The organism is Fibrella forsythiae, from assembly GCF_017353175.1.
In the GTDB taxonomy this organism is placed as follows: Bacteria; Bacteroidota; Bacteroidia; order Cytophagales; family Spirosomataceae; genus Fibrella; species Fibrella forsythiae.
On record NZ_JAFMYW010000006.1, the window covers coordinates 408,583 to 431,797 of the forward strand.

At 51.4% G+C, this 23,215-nt stretch carries 20 protein-coding genes, 1 tRNA gene and 1 riboswitch; of the genes, 14 read left to right on the forward strand and 7 right to left on the reverse strand.

Annotated features, from left to right (window positions below; translation table 11 throughout):
- The first annotated feature begins 164 nt into the window (after positions 1-164).
- Positions 165-274: riboswitch (SAM riboswitch) on the forward strand.
- A 170-nt stretch (positions 275-444) separates the two neighbouring features.
- Positions 445-1,761, forward strand: a complete 1,317-nt coding sequence (locus J2I46_RS20410) for an O-acetylhomoserine aminocarboxypropyltransferase/cysteine synthase family protein (protein WP_207330904.1) — start codon at positions 445-447, stop codon at positions 1,759-1,761.
- Between the two features lie 105 nt (positions 1,762-1,866).
- A complete protein-coding gene (locus tag J2I46_RS20415; protein ID WP_207330905.1) occupies positions 1,867-2,874 on the forward strand; it encodes a homoserine O-acetyltransferase family protein in 1,008 nt (335 codons plus the stop codon).
- Between the two features lie 90 nt (positions 2,875-2,964).
- Here the strand turns inward: J2I46_RS20415 and J2I46_RS20420 are convergent, their stop codons facing one another.
- A complete protein-coding gene (locus tag J2I46_RS20420; RefSeq protein ID WP_229379859.1) occupies positions 2,965-3,669 on the reverse strand; it encodes a ClpP family protease in 705 nt (234 codons plus the stop codon).
- Between the two features lie 235 nt (positions 3,670-3,904).
- Between J2I46_RS20420 and J2I46_RS20425 the strand changes: the two genes are divergently transcribed.
- Positions 3,905-4,318, forward strand: a complete 414-nt coding sequence (locus tag J2I46_RS20425; protein ID WP_207330906.1) for a helix-turn-helix domain-containing protein — start codon at positions 3,905-3,907, stop codon at positions 4,316-4,318.
- 82 nt (positions 4,319-4,400) lie between these two features.
- On the opposite strand, the gene tig is transcribed toward J2I46_RS20425, so the two are convergent.
- From tig to J2I46_RS20440, 3 genes are all read right to left on the reverse strand, one after another.
- Positions 4,401-5,768, reverse strand: a complete 1,368-nt coding sequence (gene tig / locus J2I46_RS20430; protein WP_207330907.1) for a trigger factor — start codon at positions 5,766-5,768, stop codon at positions 4,401-4,403.
- Positions 5,769-5,878: 110 nt separating this feature from the next.
- Positions 5,879-5,960: transfer RNA gene (locus J2I46_RS20435), tRNA-Leu, on the reverse strand.
- A gap of 117 nt (positions 5,961-6,077) precedes the next feature.
- Positions 6,078-7,181: a glycoside hydrolase family 76 protein gene (locus J2I46_RS20440; RefSeq protein ID WP_207330908.1), complete on the reverse strand. Its 1,104-nt coding sequence runs from the start codon at positions 7,179-7,181 to the stop codon at positions 6,078-6,080.
- A 256-nt stretch (positions 7,182-7,437) separates the two neighbouring features.
- Between J2I46_RS20440 and J2I46_RS20445 the strand changes: the two genes are divergently transcribed.
- The 3 genes from J2I46_RS20445 to J2I46_RS20455 all read left to right on the forward strand — a co-directional run bounded on the left by J2I46_RS20445 (position 7,438) and on the right by J2I46_RS20455 (position 11,680).
- A complete protein-coding gene (locus J2I46_RS20445; RefSeq protein ID WP_207330909.1) occupies positions 7,438-9,687 on the forward strand; it encodes a RelA/SpoT family protein in 2,250 nt (749 codons plus the stop codon).
- A gap of 127 nt (positions 9,688-9,814) precedes the next feature.
- Positions 9,815-10,327: a Fur family transcriptional regulator gene (locus J2I46_RS20450; protein ID WP_207330910.1), complete on the forward strand. Its 513-nt coding sequence runs from the start codon at positions 9,815-9,817 to the stop codon at positions 10,325-10,327.
- A gap of 69 nt (positions 10,328-10,396) precedes the next feature.
- Positions 10,397-11,680: an adenylosuccinate synthase gene (locus J2I46_RS20455; protein ID WP_207330911.1), complete on the forward strand. Its 1,284-nt coding sequence runs from the start codon at positions 10,397-10,399 to the stop codon at positions 11,678-11,680.
- 112 nt (positions 11,681-11,792) lie between these two features.
- Here the strand turns inward: J2I46_RS20455 and J2I46_RS20460 are convergent, their stop codons facing one another.
- The gene (locus tag J2I46_RS20460) at positions 11,793-12,614 is read right to left on the reverse strand and encodes a YciE/YciF ferroxidase family protein (protein ID WP_207330912.1); all 822 of its coding nucleotides are present in this window, start codon (positions 12,612-12,614) and stop codon (positions 11,793-11,795) included.
- Between the two features lie 237 nt (positions 12,615-12,851).
- Complete coding sequence (locus tag J2I46_RS20465) at positions 12,852-13,826, reverse strand: glycosyltransferase family 2 protein (protein ID WP_207330913.1); 975 nt, start codon at positions 13,824-13,826, stop codon at positions 12,852-12,854.
- A 365-nt stretch (positions 13,827-14,191) separates the two neighbouring features.
- Here J2I46_RS20465 and J2I46_RS20470 point away from each other — a divergent pair, with 365 nt between their 5' ends.
- Entirely contained in the window at positions 14,192-15,112 is a 921-nt protein-coding gene (locus J2I46_RS20470; protein WP_207330914.1) for a polysaccharide deacetylase family protein, read from the forward strand.
- 99 nt (positions 15,113-15,211) lie between these two features.
- Here J2I46_RS20470 and J2I46_RS20475 read toward each other — a convergent pair whose 3' ends face one another.
- Positions 15,212-15,979, reverse strand: coding sequence for a class I SAM-dependent methyltransferase (locus J2I46_RS20475; RefSeq protein ID WP_207330915.1), 768 nt, complete (start codon positions 15,977-15,979; stop codon positions 15,212-15,214).
- A 162-nt stretch (positions 15,980-16,141) separates the two neighbouring features.
- Between J2I46_RS20475 and J2I46_RS20480 the strand changes: the two genes are divergently transcribed.
- From J2I46_RS20480 to J2I46_RS20505, 7 genes are all read left to right on the forward strand, one after another.
- Entirely contained in the window at positions 16,142-18,052 is a 1,911-nt protein-coding gene (locus tag J2I46_RS20480) for a YgiQ family radical SAM protein (protein WP_229379860.1), read from the forward strand.
- 189 nt (positions 18,053-18,241) lie between these two features.
- Positions 18,242-19,618: a GWxTD domain-containing protein gene (locus J2I46_RS20485; RefSeq protein ID WP_207330916.1), complete on the forward strand. Its 1,377-nt coding sequence runs from the start codon at positions 18,242-18,244 to the stop codon at positions 19,616-19,618.
- Complete coding sequence (gene rlmB / locus J2I46_RS32900; RefSeq protein WP_229379861.1) at positions 19,591-20,772, forward strand: 23S rRNA (guanosine(2251)-2'-O)-methyltransferase RlmB; 1,182 nt, start codon at positions 19,591-19,593, stop codon at positions 20,770-20,772. Before J2I46_RS20485 ends, rlmB begins: the two co-directional genes overlap by 28 nt.
- Positions 20,773-21,261: 489 nt before the next feature.
- Positions 21,262-21,381 (forward strand): hypothetical protein, encoded by a 120-nt coding sequence (locus J2I46_RS32905; RefSeq protein ID WP_310589056.1) that lies wholly within the window; start codon positions 21,262-21,264, stop codon positions 21,379-21,381.
- Positions 21,356-21,553, forward strand: coding sequence for an SDR family oxidoreductase (locus tag J2I46_RS32910; protein WP_229379863.1), 198 nt, complete (start codon positions 21,356-21,358; stop codon positions 21,551-21,553). The genes J2I46_RS32905 and J2I46_RS32910 overlap by 26 nt, the downstream gene beginning before the upstream one ends.
- A 128-nt stretch (positions 21,554-21,681) precedes the next feature.
- On the forward strand, positions 21,682-22,695 hold the full coding sequence (locus tag J2I46_RS20500) for a zinc-binding alcohol dehydrogenase family protein (RefSeq protein ID WP_207330917.1): 1,014 nt from the start codon (positions 21,682-21,684) through the stop codon (positions 22,693-22,695).
- A 107-nt stretch (positions 22,696-22,802) separates the two neighbouring features.
- Positions 22,803-23,063, forward strand: coding sequence for a hypothetical protein (locus J2I46_RS20505; RefSeq protein ID WP_207330918.1), 261 nt, complete (start codon positions 22,803-22,805; stop codon positions 23,061-23,063).
- The last annotated feature ends 152 nt before the right edge of the window (positions 23,064-23,215 follow it).

A 23,215-nucleotide genomic window follows, 5' to 3' on the forward strand; every position in this document is an offset into this window, starting at 1 on the left:
TCTTCCCTAAAAACAACAGCATCGATCAGTAAATTCATTACCGGTTGCACATCGTGTTGAGCCGCTTCCAGACCAGAATCGTTGCGCAATCGGCGGTTGAGCCGTATGTTTGCATCATCAAGTCAATACGGTGCTGCCCGCCAGGGACCAACAGAATACCCGTTGATTTATAGAGATGAGGGGAGAGATCAGGCTCTGCGAACCTCAGGCAACCTACCAATTGGCAAGGTGCTACGTCCTGCCCACAACAAGGTGTTGGTGGGGCATATAAACCAAACTGACATTATGCGCTACCTGAGCTTTCGACGCTGTATGCCCGCTACGGGCTGTTAACGTCATCTCTACCAGGCCCAACCGGTGCTGGTCAATCTTCTCCTATTCCTTCACTTAACGCCTCTGGCTACTACGTACCCAGCCCCTACTGGCTGATTCTACACGTTCTTTATGGCTAATCAACCTAAATTCGAGACCCTTCAGCTTCACGCCGGTCAGGAGATCGACGCCGTGACACACTCTCGGGCGGTGCCACTTTACCAAACAACCGCCTATCAGTTTAACGATTCGGCACACGGTGCGCGCCTGTTTGCCCTGCAGGAGTTCGGCAACATTTATACCCGCCTGATGAACCCCACCACCGACGTTTTTGAAAAACGTGTGGCGGCTCTGGAAGGCGGCGTGGCGGCCCTGGCAACGGCTTCAGGGCACTCGGCCCAGTTCCTGGCCATCAACAACATCACATCTGTTGGCGATAACTTCGTGACGACCTCGTTTCTCTACGGGGGGTCATACAACCAGTTCAAGAACTCGTTCAGAAACATTGGCGTAGAAGCCCGGTTTGCCGATGGCGACAATCCGGCCAGCTTCGAGCCGCTGATCGATGAACGAACGAAGGCCATTTACCTCGAAACCATTGGTAATCCGAGCTTCAGCGTACCTGATTTTGAAGCATTTGTAGCGCTGGCAACCAAGTACGATTTACCGCTGATCGTTGATAACACCTTTGGCGCTGGTGGAGCAATCTGTGCGCCACTAAAGCACGGTGCTCACATTCTGGTGGAATCGGCTACAAAATGGATTGGCGGCCACGGTACCACAATGGGCGGCGTCATTGTCGACGCAGGTACGTTCAACTGGGGCAACGGCAAGTATCCACAGTTCACAGAGCCATCGCCAAGCTACCACGGTCTGGTGATGAACGATGTGTTCGGTATTGGCGGGCCATTCGGCAATATCCAGTTCATCATCCGGGCCCGTGTTGAAGGTCTCCGCGATTGGGGGCCATCGCAAAGCCCGTTCAACAGCTGGATGCTCATTCAGGGCCTCGAAACCTTATCGCTCCGGGTGGAACGTACCTGCGAAAACGCCCTGGCGCTGGCCCAATGGCTGGAACAACACGACCTGGTCGAGTACGTGAACTACCCTGGTCTGGCCAGCAGCAAATACAACGCCCTCGCCAAAAAGTACCTGACACGCGGTTCAGGTGGTGTTCTCTCCTTTAAGCTCAAAGCTGGTCGAGATGCTGGCGACGCCGTTGTGAATTCGCTGAAGATGGTAAGCCACCTGGCCAATGTCGGTGACGCTAAAACGCTGATCATTCACCCGGCCAGTACAACCCACTCTCAATTATCAACCGACGATCAGGCAGCAGCAGGCGTTGAGCCTGGTCTGCTTCGGGTGTCGCTGGGTATTGAACACATCGACGATATCAAGGCCGATTTTGAACAGGCTTTTGCCCAGATTGAACAGGCTGTTCTTAACTAGTTTCAAGTTTCAGGCTTCAAGTTTCAAGTGCTCTGCTGAGTAACCAGACATTGATCAGCAGAGCACTTGAAACCTGAAACTTGAAACTTTCTTACCTACGTCCCCTTGCACTACTTCGACTACAGATTTTCGTATTCCCTTGAATTAGGGGAAGAATTGCCTGGTTTTAGACTGGCTTATACGACGCGCGGAACCCTCAACGATGACGGCAGCAACGTTATCTGGATTTGCCATGCCCTCACGGGCAATGCAGATCCCGGTGAATGGTGGAGCGGTTTGGTTGGGGCCGGAAAGTATTATGATCCGGCTCAGTATTTCATCATTTGCGCCAACGTGCTGGGCGGCTGCTACGGCTCAACCGGTCCGCTGACGATCAATCCGGTAACGGGCGAACCCTACTGCCACGATTTCCCAACCGTCACCATCCGCGATATGGTTGGCGCCCTGGATTTACTGCGTCAGGAGTTGGGTATCGAGCAGATTCATACCTGCGTCGGTGGGTCGGTGGGTGGCCAGCAGGCCATTGAATGGGCCATAATGCAGCCCAGGCTGATCAAAAACCTTATTCTGATCGCCACCAACGCGGTGTTCTCACCCTGGGGAATCGCTTTCAACGAATCGCAACGGATGGCGCTGGAAGCCGACCCTACCTGGGCCGACAACGTACCTGAGGCAGGTCAGCGCGGCCTCAAAGCAGCCCGGTCAATTGCGCTTCTCTCCTACCGGAATTACGAAACCTACGCCTTTACACAGGCGCTTGATAATAACGAACAAACCGATCAGTATAAGGCCGCCGGTTATCAGCAATACCAGGGCGAGAAGCTGGTCAGCCGATTTAATGCATTCACGTACTGGCTGTTAACGAAAGCAATGGATTCGCACAACGTTGGCCGCAATCGGGGTAGTATTCCCAACGCACTGGGGTTGATCGAAGCAAAAACGCTGGTCGTCGGCATTCATTCCGATGTATTGTTCCCTCCCTCGGAACAGCAATTCATCGCTCGCCATATTCCCAACGCGGTCTATGAAGAAATAAACTCTCTTTACGGCCACGACGGCTTTCTGATCGAATTCAAACCCCTGGCCCAGATCATCCGGAAGTGGGTAAACTGATTTTGGATTGGGGATATCGGATTTGTTGCTTTCGCCTAGACTTACTCTCGCGAAAGCAACAAATCCGATATCCCCAATCCAAAATCGGTTTTACTTCTCGCCGATGGTGCGTTCGCGGCGGAGAACTTCGTCGATGAGGCCGTACTCTTTGGCTTCTTCGGCACGGAGCCATTTGTCACGGTCTGAGTCACGCTCAATTTCTTCGAACGTCTTGCCTGAGTGCTGGGCCAGGATCTGGTACAGTTCTTCGCGCAATTTCACGATCTCACGAGCGGTGATTTCGATATCAACCGACTGACCCTGTGCCCCACCCGATGGCTGGTGAATCATTACCCGTGCGTGTGGCAATGCCGACCGCTTGCCGGCAGCACCACCAGCGAGCAGTACCGCTCCCATTGACGCAGCCAGACTCGTGCAAACAGTAGCAACGTCAGGACGCACGTACTGCATCGTATCGTAGATACCCAAACCTGCATACACCGAGCCACCGGGGCTATTGATGTACATCAGAATGTCTTTCCGTGGATCAGCCGATTCCAGGAACAAAAGTTGAGCAACAATAATGTTGGCGATATTGTCATCGACGGGTAAACCCATGAAAATGATCCGGTCGGCCATCAGACGTGAGAACACGTCTACCTCCCGGAAATTCATTGGTCGTTCTTCGATCACCGACCGTGTCATGTTCTCAACATGGTGGTTGTTAACAGTGTGTTTAACATATCCGTCGACCGTCAGACCATTAAGGCCCATGTGGTGGACGGCAAATTTGCGAAATTCGTCTCCGTAATGCATGTGTGTGATTAAAGGGAGTCTGATGGTTGAGGTTACGAGTTTGTATTGCTTTGCCAATTAACTATCTGGTCAATTAACAGCCTAACATCAAACTCAAAACATCGCCTATCAAACCCGTTTGTAAATTAACGAACGAGTCAGATGGTAAGTTTCAAAACTTATCCGACACAAAGTTGCGTTGTAGAGTGGAAAATCCCTGTCGTTTTTTCTTGAGATTTCCTCGCTATTCCTTGTTATGAAGCATCTAGCTGCCTCGCAACCAACCCCGGACCGTATTCGGCTCGCCCGTCTGCAACAGGGCCTTTCACAAGAAAACATGGCCGACCTGCTGGGTCTGTCAACCACCGCCTACGGCGATATTGAGCGCGGCAAAACGGAGCTGACCCTGACCCGGTTAGCTCAGATTGCCGACGTACTGCGCACATCTGTGGTTGACCTTATCTCCGACGTACCTGCGGCCATTGAGCCAACCATCATTGCCCCTAACGAACTGGAGAAGCTACGCAACACTGTGGAGAGGCAACAGCTTGAACTCGACAAACTCAGGCTTGAGGTAGACTACCATAAACGCCGATACGACGAACGGATTGCGCTCGAACTAGCCTGGGCGATCGGTCAAAAACAGGAACGCCCCAAGATTGGATTTTAGGTAGCGGCCCTTCCAGCGCTCTACATCATAAAAAATGCCCACGAGCAATCGTGGGCATTTTTCGTAAAAGCTATATCGAAGCCTAGGCTTGCTGACGCTGAGCCCGCTCACGGAACTCATCGAGCGATACCGTTTGATCAACGATCGTCAGTTGCGATTTGATGAAGTCGATCACCTTGTCGTCGAATACCCGGTTGAATGTCTGGGTGTAATTCTGACCGTTGTTCTTTTCGTCCATCAGGTAGTTCTTGGCAATCTTGTCGATCGTCTCGTCCATCTCGCCACCGTCGCTGCCGGCAAAGCCGAACTGGTCGCGTACCATCTGGCGGGTAGCATCCATTACCTCTTCGAAGTTCACGTTGATGTCGTTCTTCTCAGCAACCCGATTTTTAATTAGTTGCAGTTTAGCCGACTTCGTGAAATCAGGGTACTGCTCTTCGATCTGCTCGGCGGTGAACTTGCCTTCATTCATTTCCAGCAACCACTTCTTCAGAAACTCATCGGGCAGGCTGATCAGGATGTTGTCGAGCAACGTCTGTTCGATGTCATTGCGGAGAAGGTTGTCTGATTCACGACCGTAGTTCTGACCGATGATTTCCTTCACTTTTGTGCGGAACGTCTCTTCGTCTGATACAGCACCAACGCCCAATACCTTGTCGAAGAATTCCTGATTCAGATCAGCAGGCGCGTGGCGGGTTACATCTTCAATGGTGAATGAGAATTCGCCGGTCAGGTTACCAGCGTCTTCTTTTTTGGCACCAGTAGCCAGTGCACGCTCTTTCTCGTCCGGGAAAGCCGCTTCCATCGCAAATGTGAAGGTTTCGTCTTTCTTCTTGCCCAGGAACGTACCCAGCGCATCAGGAGCAACCTTAGCCAGTGGCAACGCAGTTTTCGTTACGAATGCCTCGGCGCCTTCAGGTGCATTGAGTTGCTTCAACTCACCGAAAATTGTATCGCCTTCACCAGCCTCTTCAGCGTGCTGATGCGAGTGGAACTGCGTCCGGAGGTTTTCGATCGTTTCGTTTACCTCTTTGTCGCCTGCTTCAATCTCGTAGCGGTTAACAGACCCCAGTGAAGTCATATCAACGTCGAAATCAGAAGCAAGACCAAGTTCGTAGCTAAACTTGAATTCATCCTGCGAATCCCAGTCGATGGCGTCAGCCTCTTCGCGGTTCGGCATTGGGTCACCAACCACCTGCAATTTGTTCTCGCGGATGTAGTTGGTTACGCTCTTGCTAAGAATGCCATTTACCTCTTCAACCAGGATGCCTTTGCCGTACATTTTTTGTAAAACAGCGGCAGGTACGTGACCAGGACGGAAGCCTTTCAGCGATGCCTGCTTGCCATACTGCTTTAGTTTCTTGTCAACTTCAGCTTTATAATCTTCTGGTTTGAGCGTAATGATCAGCGATGCATTGGTGTCACTGGCTTTTTCGAGGGCTATATCCACTAGTTTGGTTCGGTTTAAAATGATAAAGAGCGAAAGAGGCTAAAAGGCAAAGAGTGATCATAACTGGCTCGCTCTTTCACTCTTGTTCTCTTTCACTCTTTTTTTACTTGTACGGGCGGAGGGACTCGAACCCCCATGCCTTGCGGCACCAGATCCTAAGTCTGGCACGTCTACCAATTTCGCCACGCCCGCAGGTAGACCAATCGACCTCGTTACGATTATCGATTTGGGACTGCAAAAGTACGAAGAACTTTGACCGGGTCAAACATATCAGCAGATTTTTTACCACTATTTTCTTTTCTCCCCTACTCATTTGATTGGTTTAAGCAATTGCATCAACATGACAACGCTGCTCGCTTCGTAGGATTGAATATCGCCGGTTGGGCAGGGTACGTTGTAGTTTCGGTACGTTAGGTCACGCTGTTTATCCCGGTTTGTCCAGCCCAGAGCCACGTTTTTTTTAATCCAGGGCAGGTACTGTGTTTGCCCGTATTCGTAGATAAGTGGCACCAGATATTGCGCCAGTATTGCTTTTAGAATGCCTTGTTCGTTAAAATCGCCTTCTGCAGGCAACACACCATCCTTACTCATTGTGGTCATTGTGTATGTGGCAGCAAGCTTGGCATCATTCAGGTACGTTATGTCGTTGGTCGCTTTGTAAAGCAGCGATGCCGCCCCGATGCATGTTCCCTGATTGTAGGTGTAATCTTCGTAGCCGGGCCGGTTGTTGCCTATTTTATGGTCGGCTACCCGGCCGTTATCCTTATTAAACAGGTTATTCCGCGACCAGGCGTACACCTGCTTTGCTTTTGCCAGGTACGTTGTGTCGCCCGTGCTTTTATATAACCTCATGGCCGCAATGACCGTCGGGTAATTGATGCAGGCATTTTTGCCGCTGTGTTTAAAATCCCAGAACATACCACCGTTGACTGGGTCGTAGGAGCCTTCCCAAACATGGTTGAATCCTTCGATCGATTTCTGCAGATACGTTGGGTTACCGGTCAGTTCGTGAGCGCGGGCAAACGCCATGATCCACCACATCATATCATCGTAGATGAACCATACTTTGTGATTTGTCCAGTCATACTGCGCGTACTGCTTGCCGTTTCCTTCGTAGAGATCGGTTATAAACTGCAATTGGGCCGGTTTTTTTGTGCGTCTGTACACGTCCATCGCCATGTCCCAATAGATGGCCTGCACCCAGATGGCGGCCACATGATCACGTTTGGTCGTGCTTTGATAAAGCTTCGCTTCCGGGCTGTAGAAGTACCTGTTGAACGCCTCGTAAGCCTTAGCGGCTTCCTTTTTCGTGAACCCATCCTGAGCGAATGAGACAACCGATGTGGTCAGAAAAAGGCCGATGAGCAGCGTTTTCAGGCAGGTAGTCATTGAGAAGCAGGCAAATGGATTCATAAGTCGACGCGAACAATGTTCAGTATAGCGTAAACCGGTTTGCCTCCCTTATTTATCCTTCCATGACCATTATAATCCTGCGGTTCCCGGGTACGTTACTGTCCTGTATATCGAATAACTCGCCAGCGTACCCAGCGAAATTTCGCCTGTACGTTATCTTTTTATGATCTAAGCTGTCCGATATTTTGTTTTTAACGTGTACATTGAGGTTGAGTACAACCGACAAAACCACTCACGGCGTAACGACACCAACGATATGACTGTAGCCTCTGATCCTGTTATCGATCTAAACCTGGAACGGCAGGAAATTTTAAAACGATACCGCCGACTGCTTCGATCAGCCAAGCCATATCTGAAAGAAAACGATGCCAAGCTGATTAAGAAGGCGTTTAATACCTCGGCCGAGGCGCATAAAGACATGCGCCGTCGCTCAGGTGAACCTTATATATACCACCCCATTGCCGTGGCCCAGATTGCCGTTGAGGAAATCGGGCTGGGAACAACCTCCATTGTGGCGGCGCTGCTACACGACGTTGTTGAAGATACGGACACCACCATTGCCGATATTGAACGCAGCTTTGGGCAGAAAGTAGCCCGGATTATCGACGGACTGACCAAGATCTCGGGTATTTTCGAGTATGGGACATCGCAGCAGGCCGAGAACTTTCGGAAAATGCTGCTGACGCTGTCGGACGATGTACGGGTCATTCTTATCAAACTGGCCGATCGCCTGCACAACATGCGGACGCTGGACTCGATGCCCCGCGATAAGCAGTTGAAAATTGCATCGGAAACAATTTACATCTACGCTCCACTGGCGCACCGGCTTGGCCTGAACGCTATCAAATCGGAACTTGAAGATCTGTATCTGAAGTATGTTGAGCCGGAGGCCTACAAAGACACGGCGAAGAAACTGCGCGAGACGAAAACCTCGCGGGATCGGTTCATCAACATGTTTATCAAGCCGATTGAAGATGATCTGATCGCTTCGGGCTATCCGTATGTGATCAAGGGGCGACCGAAATCGATTTATTCGATCTGGAACAAGCTGAACAAATCGAAGAAGCCGTTCGAGGAAATCTATGACCTGTTTGCCGTCAGGATTATTCTGAACGTACCTATCGAGCAGGAAAAAGCGGCTTGCTGGCGGGCGTATTCCATCGTTACGGATCATTACAAACCCAACCCCGACCGGCTGAAAGACTGGATCAGTACGCCCCGCGCCAACGGCTACGAATCACTGCACACGACCGTGATGAGTAAACTGGGGCAGTGGGTGGAGGTGCAGATACGAACTGAGCGGATGAATGAAATTGCCGAAAAGGGATACGCAGCTCACTGGAAATATAAAGGCAACGATACCCGCACCGGTGCCGGCATCGACTCATGGATTGGTCAGGTACGTGAAATGCTGGAAACGTCGGAGAAAGGTGACCGAACCGGCGCCATTGAGTTTCTCGACGATTTCCGGAGTAACCTCTACAGTGAAGAAGTCTTCGTGTTCACACCAAAAGGTGAGCTGAAAGTGTTGCAACGCGGAGCCACCGCCCTCGATTTCGCGTTCGATATTCACACGCAGATTGGCGCACGCTGCATGGCGGCTAAGGTCAACAATGTGCTGGTGCCGCTGAGTCATGTGTTGCAAAACGGTGATCAGGTCGAGGTCATTACCTCGAACAAGCAAAAGCCTAAAGAAGACTGGCTTCGGTTTGTGGTAACCTCGAAGGCAAAGACCAAGATCAAAGACCTGATCAAGGAGGAGAACAAGCGGTACATCACTGATGGCAAGGAGATGATTACCAAGCGCCTGAAGATCATGCGTATGGAGATGACCAACGAACTGGTTAATCAGATAAGGGCGTATTTCGGCTCAAAGACGACCAGCGATTTCTATTACCGGGTTGGCAAAGGGCATATTGAAGTAAAAGAACTGACCAAGTTCAAAGCTGATAAGGAAGCCAAGGAAAACCGCGCCAATAAAGTAAATACCGACGGTGCTCAGGACGGCAAAGCGGTAACGAAGGAACTCAAGAAAATTCACGGCGAACGAACCGACAGCGACACCCTCCTTATCGGTGAGGATATGGACAAGATCGATTATACGCTGTCGAAATGCTGTAATCCGATTGCCGGCGACGATGTGTTTGGGTTTGTGACGGTTATGGACGGCATTAAGATTCACCGGGTTAGTTGCCCCAACGCCGTTGAGTTGATGTCGAACCACGGCAACCGGATTATCAAAGCGAAGTGGACATCGCAGAAGGAACTGGCGTTTTTGGCGGGTCTGCGTATTACCGGAACCGACCGAATGGGGCTTGTCAACGATGTAACTCGTGTGATTAGCAATGAGTTGAACATCAACATGCGTTCGGTGACCATTGATTCAAAAGATGGCATTTTTGAGGGCAATATCCGACTGTATGTGCATGATACCAGCCACCTCGACACGCTGATGCGTAAACTTGAACGCGTCGACGGGGTGTTTGATGTGGTCCGATTTGACTAAGTGAAGAGTTAAGAATATAAGAGTTGCTCTGCTAAATCCAGACCTCTGATTTAGCAGAGCAACTCTTATATTCTTAACTCTTCGCCGCAACGGCGGACCGTTCTTAATTCTTAATTACTTTTGCCCCATGTCTGCTCCCAATCAAGCGAATATCGACTCGGCGAAGACCATTCTGCGGGCTTATCTGGAAAATAAAGGACTCCGGAAAACCCCCGAACGGTTCGCCATTCTGGAAGAGATATACAATCGCGCCGACCATTTCGACGTAGATGAGTTGTATATCTCCATGAAAAACAAGAATTACCGGGTTAGTCGGGCCACAGTGTATAATACGCTCGACGTACTGGTTGACTGCGACCTGGTGACCAAACACCAGTTTGGTCGTAATCTGGCGCAGTATGAAAAATCATATGGCTATCGGCAGCACGACCACCTGATTTGTACAGACTGCCACAAGGTGATGGAATTTTGCGATCCCCGTGTTCAGAATATTCAGAATATGGTGGGCGACATGCTGAAGTTTAACGTCATGCACCACTCGCTGATTTTCTATGGATCCTGCCAGCGTGACCCATGCGATAACCGCCGCGAAGCCGAAAAAGACCGGCAGGGCGAGCCAGCCAGTCAGGCAGAGGTATAAATCACATTCATTTTTCGCTTACATAAAAATGAGCGCATAGCGGAGCGTTCCGAATTATTCTGAATTGTAATGGTAGACGTATTATTAGGCCTCCAATGGGGCGACGAGGGAAAAGGTAAGATTGTGGACGTCCTGGCACCACAATATCAGGTTGTTGCGCGTTTTCAGGGTGGCCCCAATGCGGGTCATACGCTTGAGTTTGACGGCTTTAAACACGTTCTCCATCAGATTCCATCCGGCATCTTCCGGCCCGATGCCCTCAACATCATCGGCAACGGCGTTGTGCTCGATCCGATTGTTTTCCGCCGGGAGATTGACGGGCTGGCGAAGTTCAATCTCGATCTGCACGCCAATCTGATCATCTCGAAGAAAGCCGCGCTGATTGTGCCCACGCATAGTTTGCTCGACGCAGCTTATGAGCAGGCAAAAGGTGCCGCCAAGATTGGCTCAACCCTTCGCGGCATTGGCCCAACCTATCAGGATAAAGTAGCACGTCAGGGCCTCCGGATCGGTGATGTACTGTCACCAAACTTCCGGGCGAAATATGACAAGCTGGTCGATGCCCACAAAGCCATTCTGGACCGCCTGAATTTTGATTATGCCGTACTGGCAGAGTCAGAAGAGAAGTTTTTCTCGGCCGTCGAGTTCCTCAAAACGTTCAAGCTCACCGACAGCGAGTATGACGTGAACAATGCGCTACAGGCTGGTCAGCGTGTACTGGCCGAAGGTGCGCAGGGCTCGTTGCTTGACCTGGACTTCGGCTCTTACCCGTTCGTAACCAGCTCAAGCACTATGGCGGCTGGCGCCTGCACAGGCCTGGGCATTGCTCCCCGGCAGATTGGCGAGGTTTATGGCATTTTTAAAGCCTATTGCACCCGCGTTGGTAGCGGTCCCTTCCCAACCGAACTGCTGGAAGAAACCGGCGAACGCATGCGGGCAGAGGGCCGCGAGTTTGGGGCAACTACCGGTCGTCCCCGTCGCTGTGGCTGGCTCGATTTGCCCGCGCTGAAGTATGCGGTGATGCTCAATGGCGTAACCCAGCTGGTTATGATGAAGGCTGACGTGCTAAATATTTTCGACACGATCCGCGTTTGCACACACTACCAGCTTCCAGATGGCACCATCACGGATCAGCTTCCGTACGATCTGTGCGACACAGATGTTGTTCCGGTTTACAAAGATTTTAAAGGCTGGAAAACGTCGCTCGACGGTATTCGTGTGTTCGACAGTATGCCCGCTGAACTGGCTGGGTACGTTAGTTATCTCGAAGCAGAACTGAACCTTCCGATCAGTTTTGTCTCAACTGGCCCGGATCGCGAAGCATTGGTTCACCGGGAGGCGGTAGGCGTTTAGTCTGAACTAAAGCCTGTAGCGTTTCCAGCTTCGGTTGGCTGACAGCAAAAGTGGCCCCATCTATTACAGATGGGGCCACTTTTTTTATAGAGGAAAGTGCCGAAAAGCATCTTTATACGCCAAGTGTGCCGCCTGACGTAGCATTGCCTGATGATCCTTCACGGGTTGGTGAATACCCCATAGTACCCGAGTTACTGGTTGTCGTTTCATTGCCATAGGTACTTGAATCACCCACAGACGAACCGCTTTGGTAATTGGCACCACTGGCATAACCCGACAGGCTACCACTTGTGCTGGCTGCGTTGGTGGTCAGTCTGTCATTATCATCCTCGTCATCGTAGTAATTGCGCCGGTTTGGACTCGAATACGCCGAGTCATTGTTCCCTTCTGACTTTGCCCGTTCGTTAACGAACGTTTCGGCCAGTTGGGTCAATTTCTTGTCTGTATTCTTTTCTTCCTGCAACGACTGCTCAATAAGTTGTGCAGCTTCAGTGTAGCCTAACAGTTGTGCTAATGCGTGCAACGAACCATAGGCCGCAATTTCATGATGTTCTACCTTCTGACCAGCAATGATCAGAGCAGCATCGCGTGTTAATGAGCCCGAATCGGTGTTGCTGATAACATTATCGGCATCGTCGGCCAGACCATCAATGGCATTGCAAGTCATTGTATCGGCTGGCTCGTTTATGCTTTGGAAAACACGCTCCAGACGAGTCACCTGGTTGCGGGTTTCTTCCAGATGCAGCTGAAAAGCCTGACGTACCTGATCGGTCGTGGCGGCGTCGGCCATGCCCGGCATATTGTCTACCAGTGCTTTTTCAGCATAATAAATTCCTTTCAGTTCGCTGATGAACAGGCTGCGAAGCCCCTCATCATTATCCATAGTTGAACCGCCTGAGAAAAAGTCTGCGATCTGTTTGCCAATGGTTGCCATAACTTGAGTTGGGTTTGTTGTCGGTATTGGTTGATTACTGAAATACATTTGAGCAAGGACTGTACCACCTGCTGATCCTGTGACAGTTAGCTTTTAGTAAGAAAGTATAGTGCGTATTTTATTCTACAGAAATAGTAGAATAAATGAATCTATGTCTATATTACTCTCAGCAGGTACGCTGCACACATTGATTACCAGCCCTTTCCTCTATATAGCCAGGGTGGATAAACTAATTGCCTACAGATAGAGTGCTCTGTATTTGACGGCTCCGTACAATCGCCAGTAAACGGCCAGAAACGGCGTGGCAATGCCCACCACCAGCGCATGGCCCATCGCCTTCCAACTCAGCCGCTGCCCCGATAACTGATCAACTACCAGCATTATTGTCAGTAATAGCCAGCAGGTAACACCCGCAGATACCATCGTCCCTTGCCCGGCTAGCGCAGCCATGACGCTAACCATTGCCGCACTAACCGTCAGATAGTGACGGCGCACCAGCGTCGAGTACGTCGGAATTCGCTGGCGGAACAGATCGGGGTGCTTCCTATACAACAGTGCATCATACCGGCTCTTCCGCTCGTCGCGCAGGGAGGCATACCAGGGAGCGGGACGCATCGGATGCACAATCAACGCGGTTGGCCAGGGCGTAATGGGCACCCCGATTCGAAGCAGTTTGAACTGTAGTTCGCGGTCTTCGCGCCAGGGACTATCAAACGCTTCATCGAATCCTCCCACTTCTTCAAGTACAGACCGACGGCAAAAGAGATTAGCCGTCATGAATTCAGCTTTTTCCAGCAGAGCCGTTGTACGCTCGTGGGCTGTTGGATTTTCGGGTAACGGCATCGTCAACTGTCCCGTGAGAACGGATGAACCACCGTTAAACCCGGCTAAACCAGCGCTTAACCAGTTAGGATCGGGCACGCAATCATCATCAGTGAAGGCAATGAGCGCACCTATGGCCACGCGCCAGCCCCTGTTACGAGCGGCAGCGGGGCCACGCCGCTCAGGCTGAGCCAGGTAGCGTATGGCCAACCCAGTCTCCTGCATGGCTTTTCGCACAGCCAGGGCAGTTTGTGGTTGGTCGCCATCATCGACTACAAGTATTTCAAATTGTTCTGGAGACAGGGTTTGCATCGCCAGAGCATCCAGGCACTTACGCAGCAACTCGGGTCGATGGTAAGTGGGAATAATGACAGAGATCAAAGGAGTCATACCGGCTGTGTTTACGATTCCTTTATACTACTTATTCTACCGGATTTATTCCTTTACTTAGCTATCTACCGGTGCTTGCTCAAACGCTGTTTTACACCCGGAACGCCGGTAGTACCCACCTGATTATGAGTAGGGCCTGCTGGCTATATCCACCAAAAAAGGACAGACTGTATCGGCAGAAGCAGCAATGGGCTGGTTGTGAAGGGCTTCTGCATTGGCACGTTTCGTGTGATCGCAGGTCGTACGTCGGGCAACCTGACCGGTGAATAAGTCAGGGTGCTCATGACAAACTATTTAAACTTTATGGATTACCTAAGACCGGTATAGTTTTCGTTAATTTTGGCCAAACGTATCGAATCCGATTCATGTACAAACCTCTTCTCACAACAGCTCTACTGGCCTCACTGGCTGTTGGCTGCGGCGTAAAAAGTAAAAACGTCGACGAAAGTACCACCACCGCAACGCCACCAACTGAAGTAGCTGCAACATCCACTTCGGCTACTTCCGAAAATGACGCAACAGACGTACCTGCGGCTGCTCCAGCAACCGTACCAACGGGTAAAATCGCTGATGCCGCTACCATCCTGAGTCGGAAACAGGTGCCTATTTTATGCTATCACCAGATTCGCGACTGGCGCGGTTCTGACTCGAAAAGCGCGAAGGATTACATTTGCCCAACCAGCGTATTCACCCAGCAAATGCAGATGCTGGCCGACAGCGGGTATACCGCTATCACCGCCGATCAGCTTTATGCGTACCTGACAACAGGCGCAGCCTTACCCGAGAAGCCCGTCTTTCTGACATTCGACGATGGCGATCTGGACCAGTACGAAAATGCGCTGCCCGTGCTCGACAAGCACAAGTTCAAGGCCATGTTTGGCATCATGACGGTGGCCATTGGCCGCCGTGGCAAGCAACCCTACATGGATAAGGCACAGATCAAAGACCTGGCCGACCGGGGCCATGAGGTAAGTTGCCACACCTGGGATCACCATAATACCAAGAAATACACGGCTACCGATTGGGTAACGCAGGCCGTAGAACCCAAGAAGAAACTGGAAGACATTACCGGAAAGCCCGTTAAGTATTTCGTGTACCCGTTTGGCCTGTGGAACCACGAAGCCGCCGCTGAACTGCAGAAAATCGGTTATCTGGCTTCGTACCAGTTATCGGAGAAAAAGCGGGACGAGCAATACCCGCTCCAGAGCATTCGCCGCATCATTGCCAGCGGCTACTGGTCGCCCAAAACGTTGCACAATGCAATGGTTGGAAGCTTTAAGGGGTAAGAAATAAGTTAAGCGTATAGAGGTAAGAATGAAGAGTTGGCTGGCGCACCCATAGTCTTGCGCCAGCCAACTCTTCATTCTTACCTCTATACGCTTAACTTATTTAATTCCTACATAGAAGAAATCAAGACTGCCGGCGGGGTCCTGACTCACCACATAATCGGTGTAGTTGATTTCGGCGGCGAGGCCGTCCTGTTGCAGGAGGCGGTTGCGGTTCAGCCGATTCATCAGGTCGTAGGGAATCTGGAGCAGACGGCGGGGAAGCCGGTGTTGCAGATCGAGCAGATCCCAGCGAGTTATTTTTTCAACTGACGCCTTATTCTGCGCGTAATACGTCATCACCTTTTCGTTGCCATGTACGCCGCGCGTTTCAACGGTTGGGAAGTACTTGCGCATCAGGGTCTTCAGTTCATCAGCTACATATTCGCGAACGTGCCAGGGGTTGCGCGTGAGCGAAAACGTCTTGTTTACCGTTGTCAGTAGCAGTTTTCCGCCCGGCTTCAGTACCCGGTAGCACTCCTTTACAAACAGATCGTCGTTTTCAATGTGCTCGATTACTTGAAACGTTACGATATAATCGAACGTGTCATCGGGAAGGGTCGACAGCGGCGGGATATTGGCCTGAATAAAGGTCGATTTCGGGTACGCTTTCCCGAGGGCATTGATCAGGTCGGCGTTTTTATCGATGCCCGTATACTGGTCGGCAGCCTCGGTGAGCAGATGCAGGCCACGCCCCCAGCCGCAGCCAATTTCGAGTACGTTGCCGCTCACAATTTTTGCCGCTTCAATGTAGGGAAACAGCAGCCGTTGATGAACGGGGTTGTCCGACGCAATGTCGGCGGAGGTTATTTCCGTGGTCTTGTACATAAGTACCCCAAAATTACGACGATTTAGGCCACAGAGATACATGTAAATGGCACGGAGTTGCACAGAGTTTTGTTGTACGGGCATCGTTAACTCCTTCATCTGTGTACACCTCCCCGCTATCACTGCATAGAGCGGGGGTCCACAAACTGTTAGATTCATAGCATGATCACAATCCGCGAACGGCCGATTACCCATTGGTTACCCATTACGAAGAAAGAAGTTGAACAGAGAGGTTGGGATGAGGTAGATGTGATTTTGATTTCAGGCGATGCCTATGTCGATCACCCTTCGTTTGGTACCGCCGTAATTGGGCGAATCATTGAAAGTGAAGGATTTAGAGTCGCCATTATTCCGCAGCCCAACTGGCGCGATGATCTGAGGGATTTCAAAAAGCTGGGTAAGCCCAAGTATTTTTTCGGGGTCACAGCCGGTTGTATGGATTCGATGGTGAACCACTACACGGCGAACAAACGGCTGCGGTCGAACGACAGTTACACGCCCGGCGGCGAGGCAGGTTTCCGGCCCGATTATGCCACAACGGTGTACACCAGAATTTTAAAAGAAATTTATCCCGACGTACCTGTACTGATCGGTGGCATCGAGGCGTCGTTGCGGCGGGTAACCCATTACGATTACTGGCAAGACCGGCTGATGCCGACAATTCTGGAAGATTCGGGAGCCGACCTGCTTGTGTATGGGATGGGAGAACAACCCCTGCGCGAAATTCTGCGCCTGGTAAAAAGCGGCGTACCCCTGAATCAGGTACGTGAGGTGAACCAGATCGCTTACATGGACGACACAACAGACGTACCTGAACATGAAAGCTGGTCTACCGTTTCGCTGGCGAGCCACGAGGTATGTTTACAGGATAAGCTGAAGTATGCGGCCAACTTCAAGATCGTTGAAGTTGAATCGAACAAGTGGCAGGCCAACCGGATTCTGCAGAAAGTAGGCAACCGAACGCTGGTGATCAATCCGCCCTTCAAAACGATGGACGAGGCTGAGATGGACAAATCGTTCGATCTGCCTTATACGCGCCTCCCCCACCCAAAATACAAGAACCGGGGGCCAATTCCGGCCTACGACATGATCAAGTTCTCGGTCAACATGCACCGGGGCTGTTTTGGCGGTTGTAGCTTCTGCACCATATCGGCACACCAGGGGAAATTCGTGGCGTCGCGGTCGGAAGAATCGATCATGAAAGAGGTCGATGAGATCGCGAAACACCCTGAGTTTAAAGGCTACATTTCTGATCTGGGTGGCCCTTCGGCCAACATGTATCGGATGAAGGGTAAAGACGAATCGATCTGCGCCCGTTGTCAGGCCCCAAGCTGCATCAACCCGGTTATCTGCTCGAACCTCGATACGTCGCATAAACCGCTGACCAGCATTTACCAGAAAGTAGACGCGCACCCCGACATCAAGAAAGCCTTCGTCGGATCCGGGGTACGTTATGATCTGCTTGTCGATGATTTCAATAAGAACAACGCCGACGGCAACCACGACGAGTACATGGAGCAACTGGTAACGCGCCACGTATCAGGCCGGTTGAAAGTTGCGCCAGAACATACGTCTGACGCGACACTGAAAGTGATGCGGAAGCCGTCGTTCAAGTATTTCAGGAAGTTTAAAGAGAAATACGACCAGATTCAGGACAAGCATAACCTGAACCAGCCCCTGATTCCGTACTTTATCAGTTCGCACCCCGGCTGTGAAGAACAGGACATGGCGAACCTGGCGGCAGAAACGAAGGACCTTGGCTTCAGGCTGGAACAGGTTCAGGACTTCACCCCCACCCCAATGACCGTGGCCGAGGTGATCTATTACACGGGCGTTCATCCGTATACGCTACAGCCTGTACACACGGCCAAAACGAAAGAGGAAAAGCAGAACCAGAATAACTATTTCTTCTGGTATAAAAACGAATTCAGAGGCTGGATCAAGAACCGCCTCACTAAACTTGGCCGCCCCGATTTAGCCAAGAAACTACTGAGCGACACCCGCGCTGACGCTGTTGTTGAAGCCCCGGCTAAAAAGCAGAAAAGCAAATTCCGTAAGTTCAGGAACTCATAGGCCGTTACCTATACGTTTCGGTGTAGCCCCGCCCCGAAGGGTGCTACACCGAAACCAACACGGCTAACCAAACGAAACAGGCTGTGTTATTCGTTTAGCTAGCAGTCGGCTACGAATTGTAGCTAGCTTTGCCATTACTACTTAGTTGCCCCTGACAAAGCATGACCACAACTGATAAGAAATTACTTCATGCGTAGTTATCTTCTACTCCCGATACTGGCATTGCTGGCGGCCTGTGCTCCGCAGAAGCCACAATTTCCTATGCCCGACCGGTCGGCAACGGCGCAGCAACCGGCACGTACCCGGACTATTTCGTCAGATCCAACGCCGTCGCGCACCAACACCAGTTCACGCCCGGCCCCATCCACCTCTGTAGGCGCAGCGCCAACTGCTCCGGAACAGGCTAACAGCGAATGGGCCGTTTCTTCGATAAAAGGGAAGTTTCTGGACATTGACACTTCGGCCGTCCGGATTTATCTGAGCATCACCACCACACAGCCCAACGGGCAACCAATGTCGGTGGAGACATTCCGGGAGCGGTTCATTGTCAACTACGTGATGTACCCCGATTATAATAACCGTGAACGGCTGGGCTATGGTAACATTCCGATTACGCCTGAATCGATTCAGAAGATCGATGATCGGCTGATGCTCACGTTCACGCTGAACCGCCCGAAAGGTGCTACCAACGCGATTCTCCTGACTGAAATTTCGGAAACGGGAACGGGCAAGAAATCACTAAACGACCTCCCACTTCGTTTCAAACCAACCAAACTGACAGACCAGTACGCTGTTTTCGACGCAACAGGTCGACTGCCGCAATTGCGTAACTTTGTGCAGGCGAAAGATACCTTTATGATTCGTGATGTGCCGGGCACAAAGAAGAATCTGTACGTTTACCGATATAAACATGAGTTCGATCCGGCCCTGCCGCCAATGACCGCCACGCAGCGCCCGGCCCCTCGTACGCTAAACATCGATACTACGATGGTTGTGTCGACGAATGAACCAATTCGGCTTCCCGGTGAAGGGCTGTATTATTTCGTTGCTGATACAACTGATCAGTTTGGTCTGGGCCTGATGGCTACCGACGCCCGGTACCCAAAGATGACCAGGCCCGAACGGCTCGTGAAGCCGTTGCTATACATGAGTACGGGTACGGAAATTGCCGAGTTGAACAATACGAAAGAGGCCAAGAAAGCCTTGGACCGGTATTGGCTGTCACTTATGGCCGGCAACGAGGAAGTAGCTAAACAGGCCATACGGGCCTATTATAACCGAGTAGAAGATGCCAATCAGTTATTCACTACCTATAAAGAGGGCTGGAAAACAGATAAGGGCATGATCTTTATCATTCTGGGTTCGCCCGACCGGGTGCAGCGAAGCCGCGACCGGGAGGTGTGGGTCTACAACCGGCGGAATAACCTGTCGGAAGTAAATTTTACCTTTAATAGAAAGCAAAATCAATTTGTCGAGGACCATTATGAACTGGTGCGCTACAGCGAATATCAGCCCATTTGGTACCCAATAGTAGAAGCATGGAGAACCGGCGCAATTCGCGAGTAAATACAGATACCAATCGTTCTGACGAGTCGTTTGATGACGGCCGCCCCCGCGATTTTACCCGGTCAGACGAGACCCGGTCAGACGATCCTGAACGTTCACAGTCACCCGTAGGCCGTTCACGCCCGGCCTCTAACCAGGACGTACCTGAGCGAAGCCCGTCTGAGCGCAAGCCATTTACTAATCGTCCCTCAGCATCAGATCGGCCGTCTGGCCGGTCGTTCGATCGCCGCCGCGAAGAAGGTCGTGGCCCATACAGTAAACCAGCCCGCGACGAGTCGGAGGATCATACAACAGCAGAACGCCCAACATCTGACCGGCCGTCGGAGGGATCACGTTCGTCGGGTGGCGGTCGTCCGTCGGGCGGGCGGCCACCTCGTTCGGGTAGTTATGATAAGCCTCGTCCTGAGTTCCGTCCGGAATCAGACGAAATGGTTTATGGTATTCAGTCGGTGATCGAGACGTTACGGTCTGGTCAGCAGATTGATAAGCTGTACATGGAGAAGGAATTGAGCAACCCTGATATTCAGACGCTTGCGTTCCAGAACCGGGTTACCATTCAGCGTGTACCGGTCGAGAAACTCGATCGCCTGACGCGTAAGAATCACCAGGGAGTTGTATGCCTGGTAGCAGCCGTTCAGTACGTAAAGCTGTCGAATGTAATGGCCGACGTTCACGAACGTGGCGAGGTGCCGTTCCTGCTCCTGCTCGACCGTATTACTGATGTTCGGAACTTCGGCGCCATCGCCCGAACGGCCGAATGTGCTGGGGTGCAGTGCATCGTTATTCCGGGTAAAGGCTCGGCCGCCATTAATTCCGACGCCATGAAAACATCGTCGGGAGCATTAAACCACATCTCGGTCTGCCGGGAATTTGATCTGGTCGACACTGTCAAATTCCTGCAAAAGTCTGGAGTTCAGGTGATTGCCTGTACCGAGAAATCGCACCGTGATCTGTACGCCAAAACAACCGAGTTGCAGGGGCCACTTGCCATAGTGATGGGTTCAGAAGATGACGGCATATCTCCCGAAATCCTGCGTGCCGTTGATAACCACGTAAAAATTCCCCTTCTCGGCGAAGTGGGCTCTCTGAACGTATCGGTGGCTACAGGTGTGGTGCTGTACGAGGTAGTCCGCCAACGGGCACTGGAAGCCTAGGCAACGTACCTGAGGCAATAAACCGCTGACTAAAAAGCGCGACTGTAATAAACGGTCGCGCTTTTTAGGTTCTGAACCGGTCATCAGCAGCTATTATTGACCTTACCGAATCTGGCACGACCGTTATTCCGGGCTGAATTTGGGCTATGTGCCTACGTAAAACCGTATCAGTAGTCCAGCCTTTTGTATAAGTCGCGGGGTCTGTCGGCGCCGCACCTTTGCCTTATCAATCAACAATGGCAAAGACGGTCTTCATTACCGGCGCATCCCGTGGATCCGGAAAATATGGGCAACTGTTTTCCTGAAACGGGGCGACAATGTAGCCGTTACCGCCCGCAACCTGTCCGATCTGGTACAGGAATTTGGTGACCGGGTGTTACCGGTGCAGCCAGATGGGCGTCAATTTCTTCGGTCCGCTTTGGGCCACTCAGGCGATGCTGCCGTACATGAGAGCCCAGCAAAGCGGTCACATAATTTCAGGTGTCTAGTGTGTTGAGCTTATTCACACTGCCGACACTGGGCCTGTACAATGCCTCTAAATTCGCCGTTGAGGGGCTCACCGAAACGCTGGCCACTGAAGTTCATGTGTCCCCTGATCGAGCCGAATAGGTATGAAACAGAGTGGGTTAGCAATTCGGCCAGTCACGCGCAGAATCTGGATGCATACGATGACCTGAAAGCGGCGGTTCGCAACGGTGACAACCTGGATCATTATGGGGTGCCGACGGCTACGGTCAACGCTGTCATGAAATTGGTTGACTACTCACAACCACTACTTTGACTTATCTTGGGAAAAATTGGTTATCCAACCGTGAGGGCCGTCTATGAACAGCGGCTGGCAACCTGGGACACCTGGGAAGAGGTGAGCCGGGAAGCGCATGAAAAATAACACATATACGTAAATCAGTCATGAAAGCAGTAGGTTTCAGAACATCACTCCCCATTGCAAACGCAGCAAGTTTTATCGACATCGACATTGACAAACCCATTCCGGCGGCCCACGACTTGCTGGTGAAGGTCAGTGCTGTATCGGTTAACCCGGTCGATTTTAAGATCAGGCAGAACTCAGCAAAGGACACGGTGCTGGAACAACCCAAAATCATTGGCTGGGATGCTGTGGGTGTGGTAGAAGCGGTAGGGAATGCCGTCACGCTCTTCAACGTGGGCGATCTGGTCTATTATGCGGGCGACATTACCAGGCCGGGCAGCAACGCCGAATACCAGGTAATCGACGAGCGCATTGTGGGCCGTAAGCCAGGTACGTTATCTGATGAAGCCGCCGCTGCCATGCCGCTGACTGCTCTGACTGCCTGGGAAATCCTGTTCGACCGCATGCGGCTTTCACCCGAGCGTGATCGAAACAAAACCCTGCTGATTATCGGTGGAGCTGGTGGTGTGGGATCTATTGCTATTCAGTTGGCCAAAACTCTGCTGGGGTTGCACGTAATTGCCACCGCCTCGCGCCCCGAAACCATCGACTGGTGCAAAAAAATGGGCGCCGATCTGGTTGTCAATCACCGAAACCTCGTTGACGAAGTTCGGAACGCCGGTTTCCAGCAGGTAGACTACATCGTCGACTTTGTGGATACCAACGCTTATTGGGATGCCATGGCCGAGCTAATCAAACCGCAGGGACACATCGCTTCCATCACCGGCAGTGCTGCGCCTGTCGTGCTGAATAAGCTCAAAAACAAAAGCGTCAGCTTTTCATGGGAGTTCATGTATACGCGCTCAACCTTCCAGACCGATGATATGATCGAACAGCACCATATTCTGAACCGGGTAGCCGACTTGCTCGATGAGGGCGTCCTGGAAACGACGCTGACTCAAACCCTGCATGGCCTCAAGGCAGATACCCTGAAACAGGCGCACGCACAGCTAGAATCGGGCACGACGATCGGTAAACTGGTTATCACCTTCTGATCACGGATCGAATCAATCACTAAAAGTCCCTCTCGGAGCTGCATTAGCAAAGCGATTTTCCACCGCTCGAACACCCCCTGCTGAATCTGACGACGTGCAAGGAACTGATGCCATACTCGGTAGGGAAAACCCGATTTACGGGCGATTTTCATATGATTGCTCTGAAAAAGATCAAATCGGGCTATGTGCTGTATGGCAAAACCAAGTACGACCACGACAGTGGGTTGATGGTGTTTGTGAAACTCAGGCAGATCATCGCGATGAGCAATGTGCAGGTTGCCGTCAAGGGATTCCTGATTTTCTTTCACGAAGAGTACCCGTCGCCGTTGGAAGAGAAAATCATGTGGGATTCCTACGACAAAGTATGAACCGGGTACGACAACAATCAGGATGAGTTTAGGCGGGATATTATCCTGACACACATTGATTCGATCCTGACGTATCCGGAGCGGTTTTATAAGCGGCAGTTCGTGAATCGACGTACCCAGCCATCGGTAGCTTATAGAGCTATCCATTATCT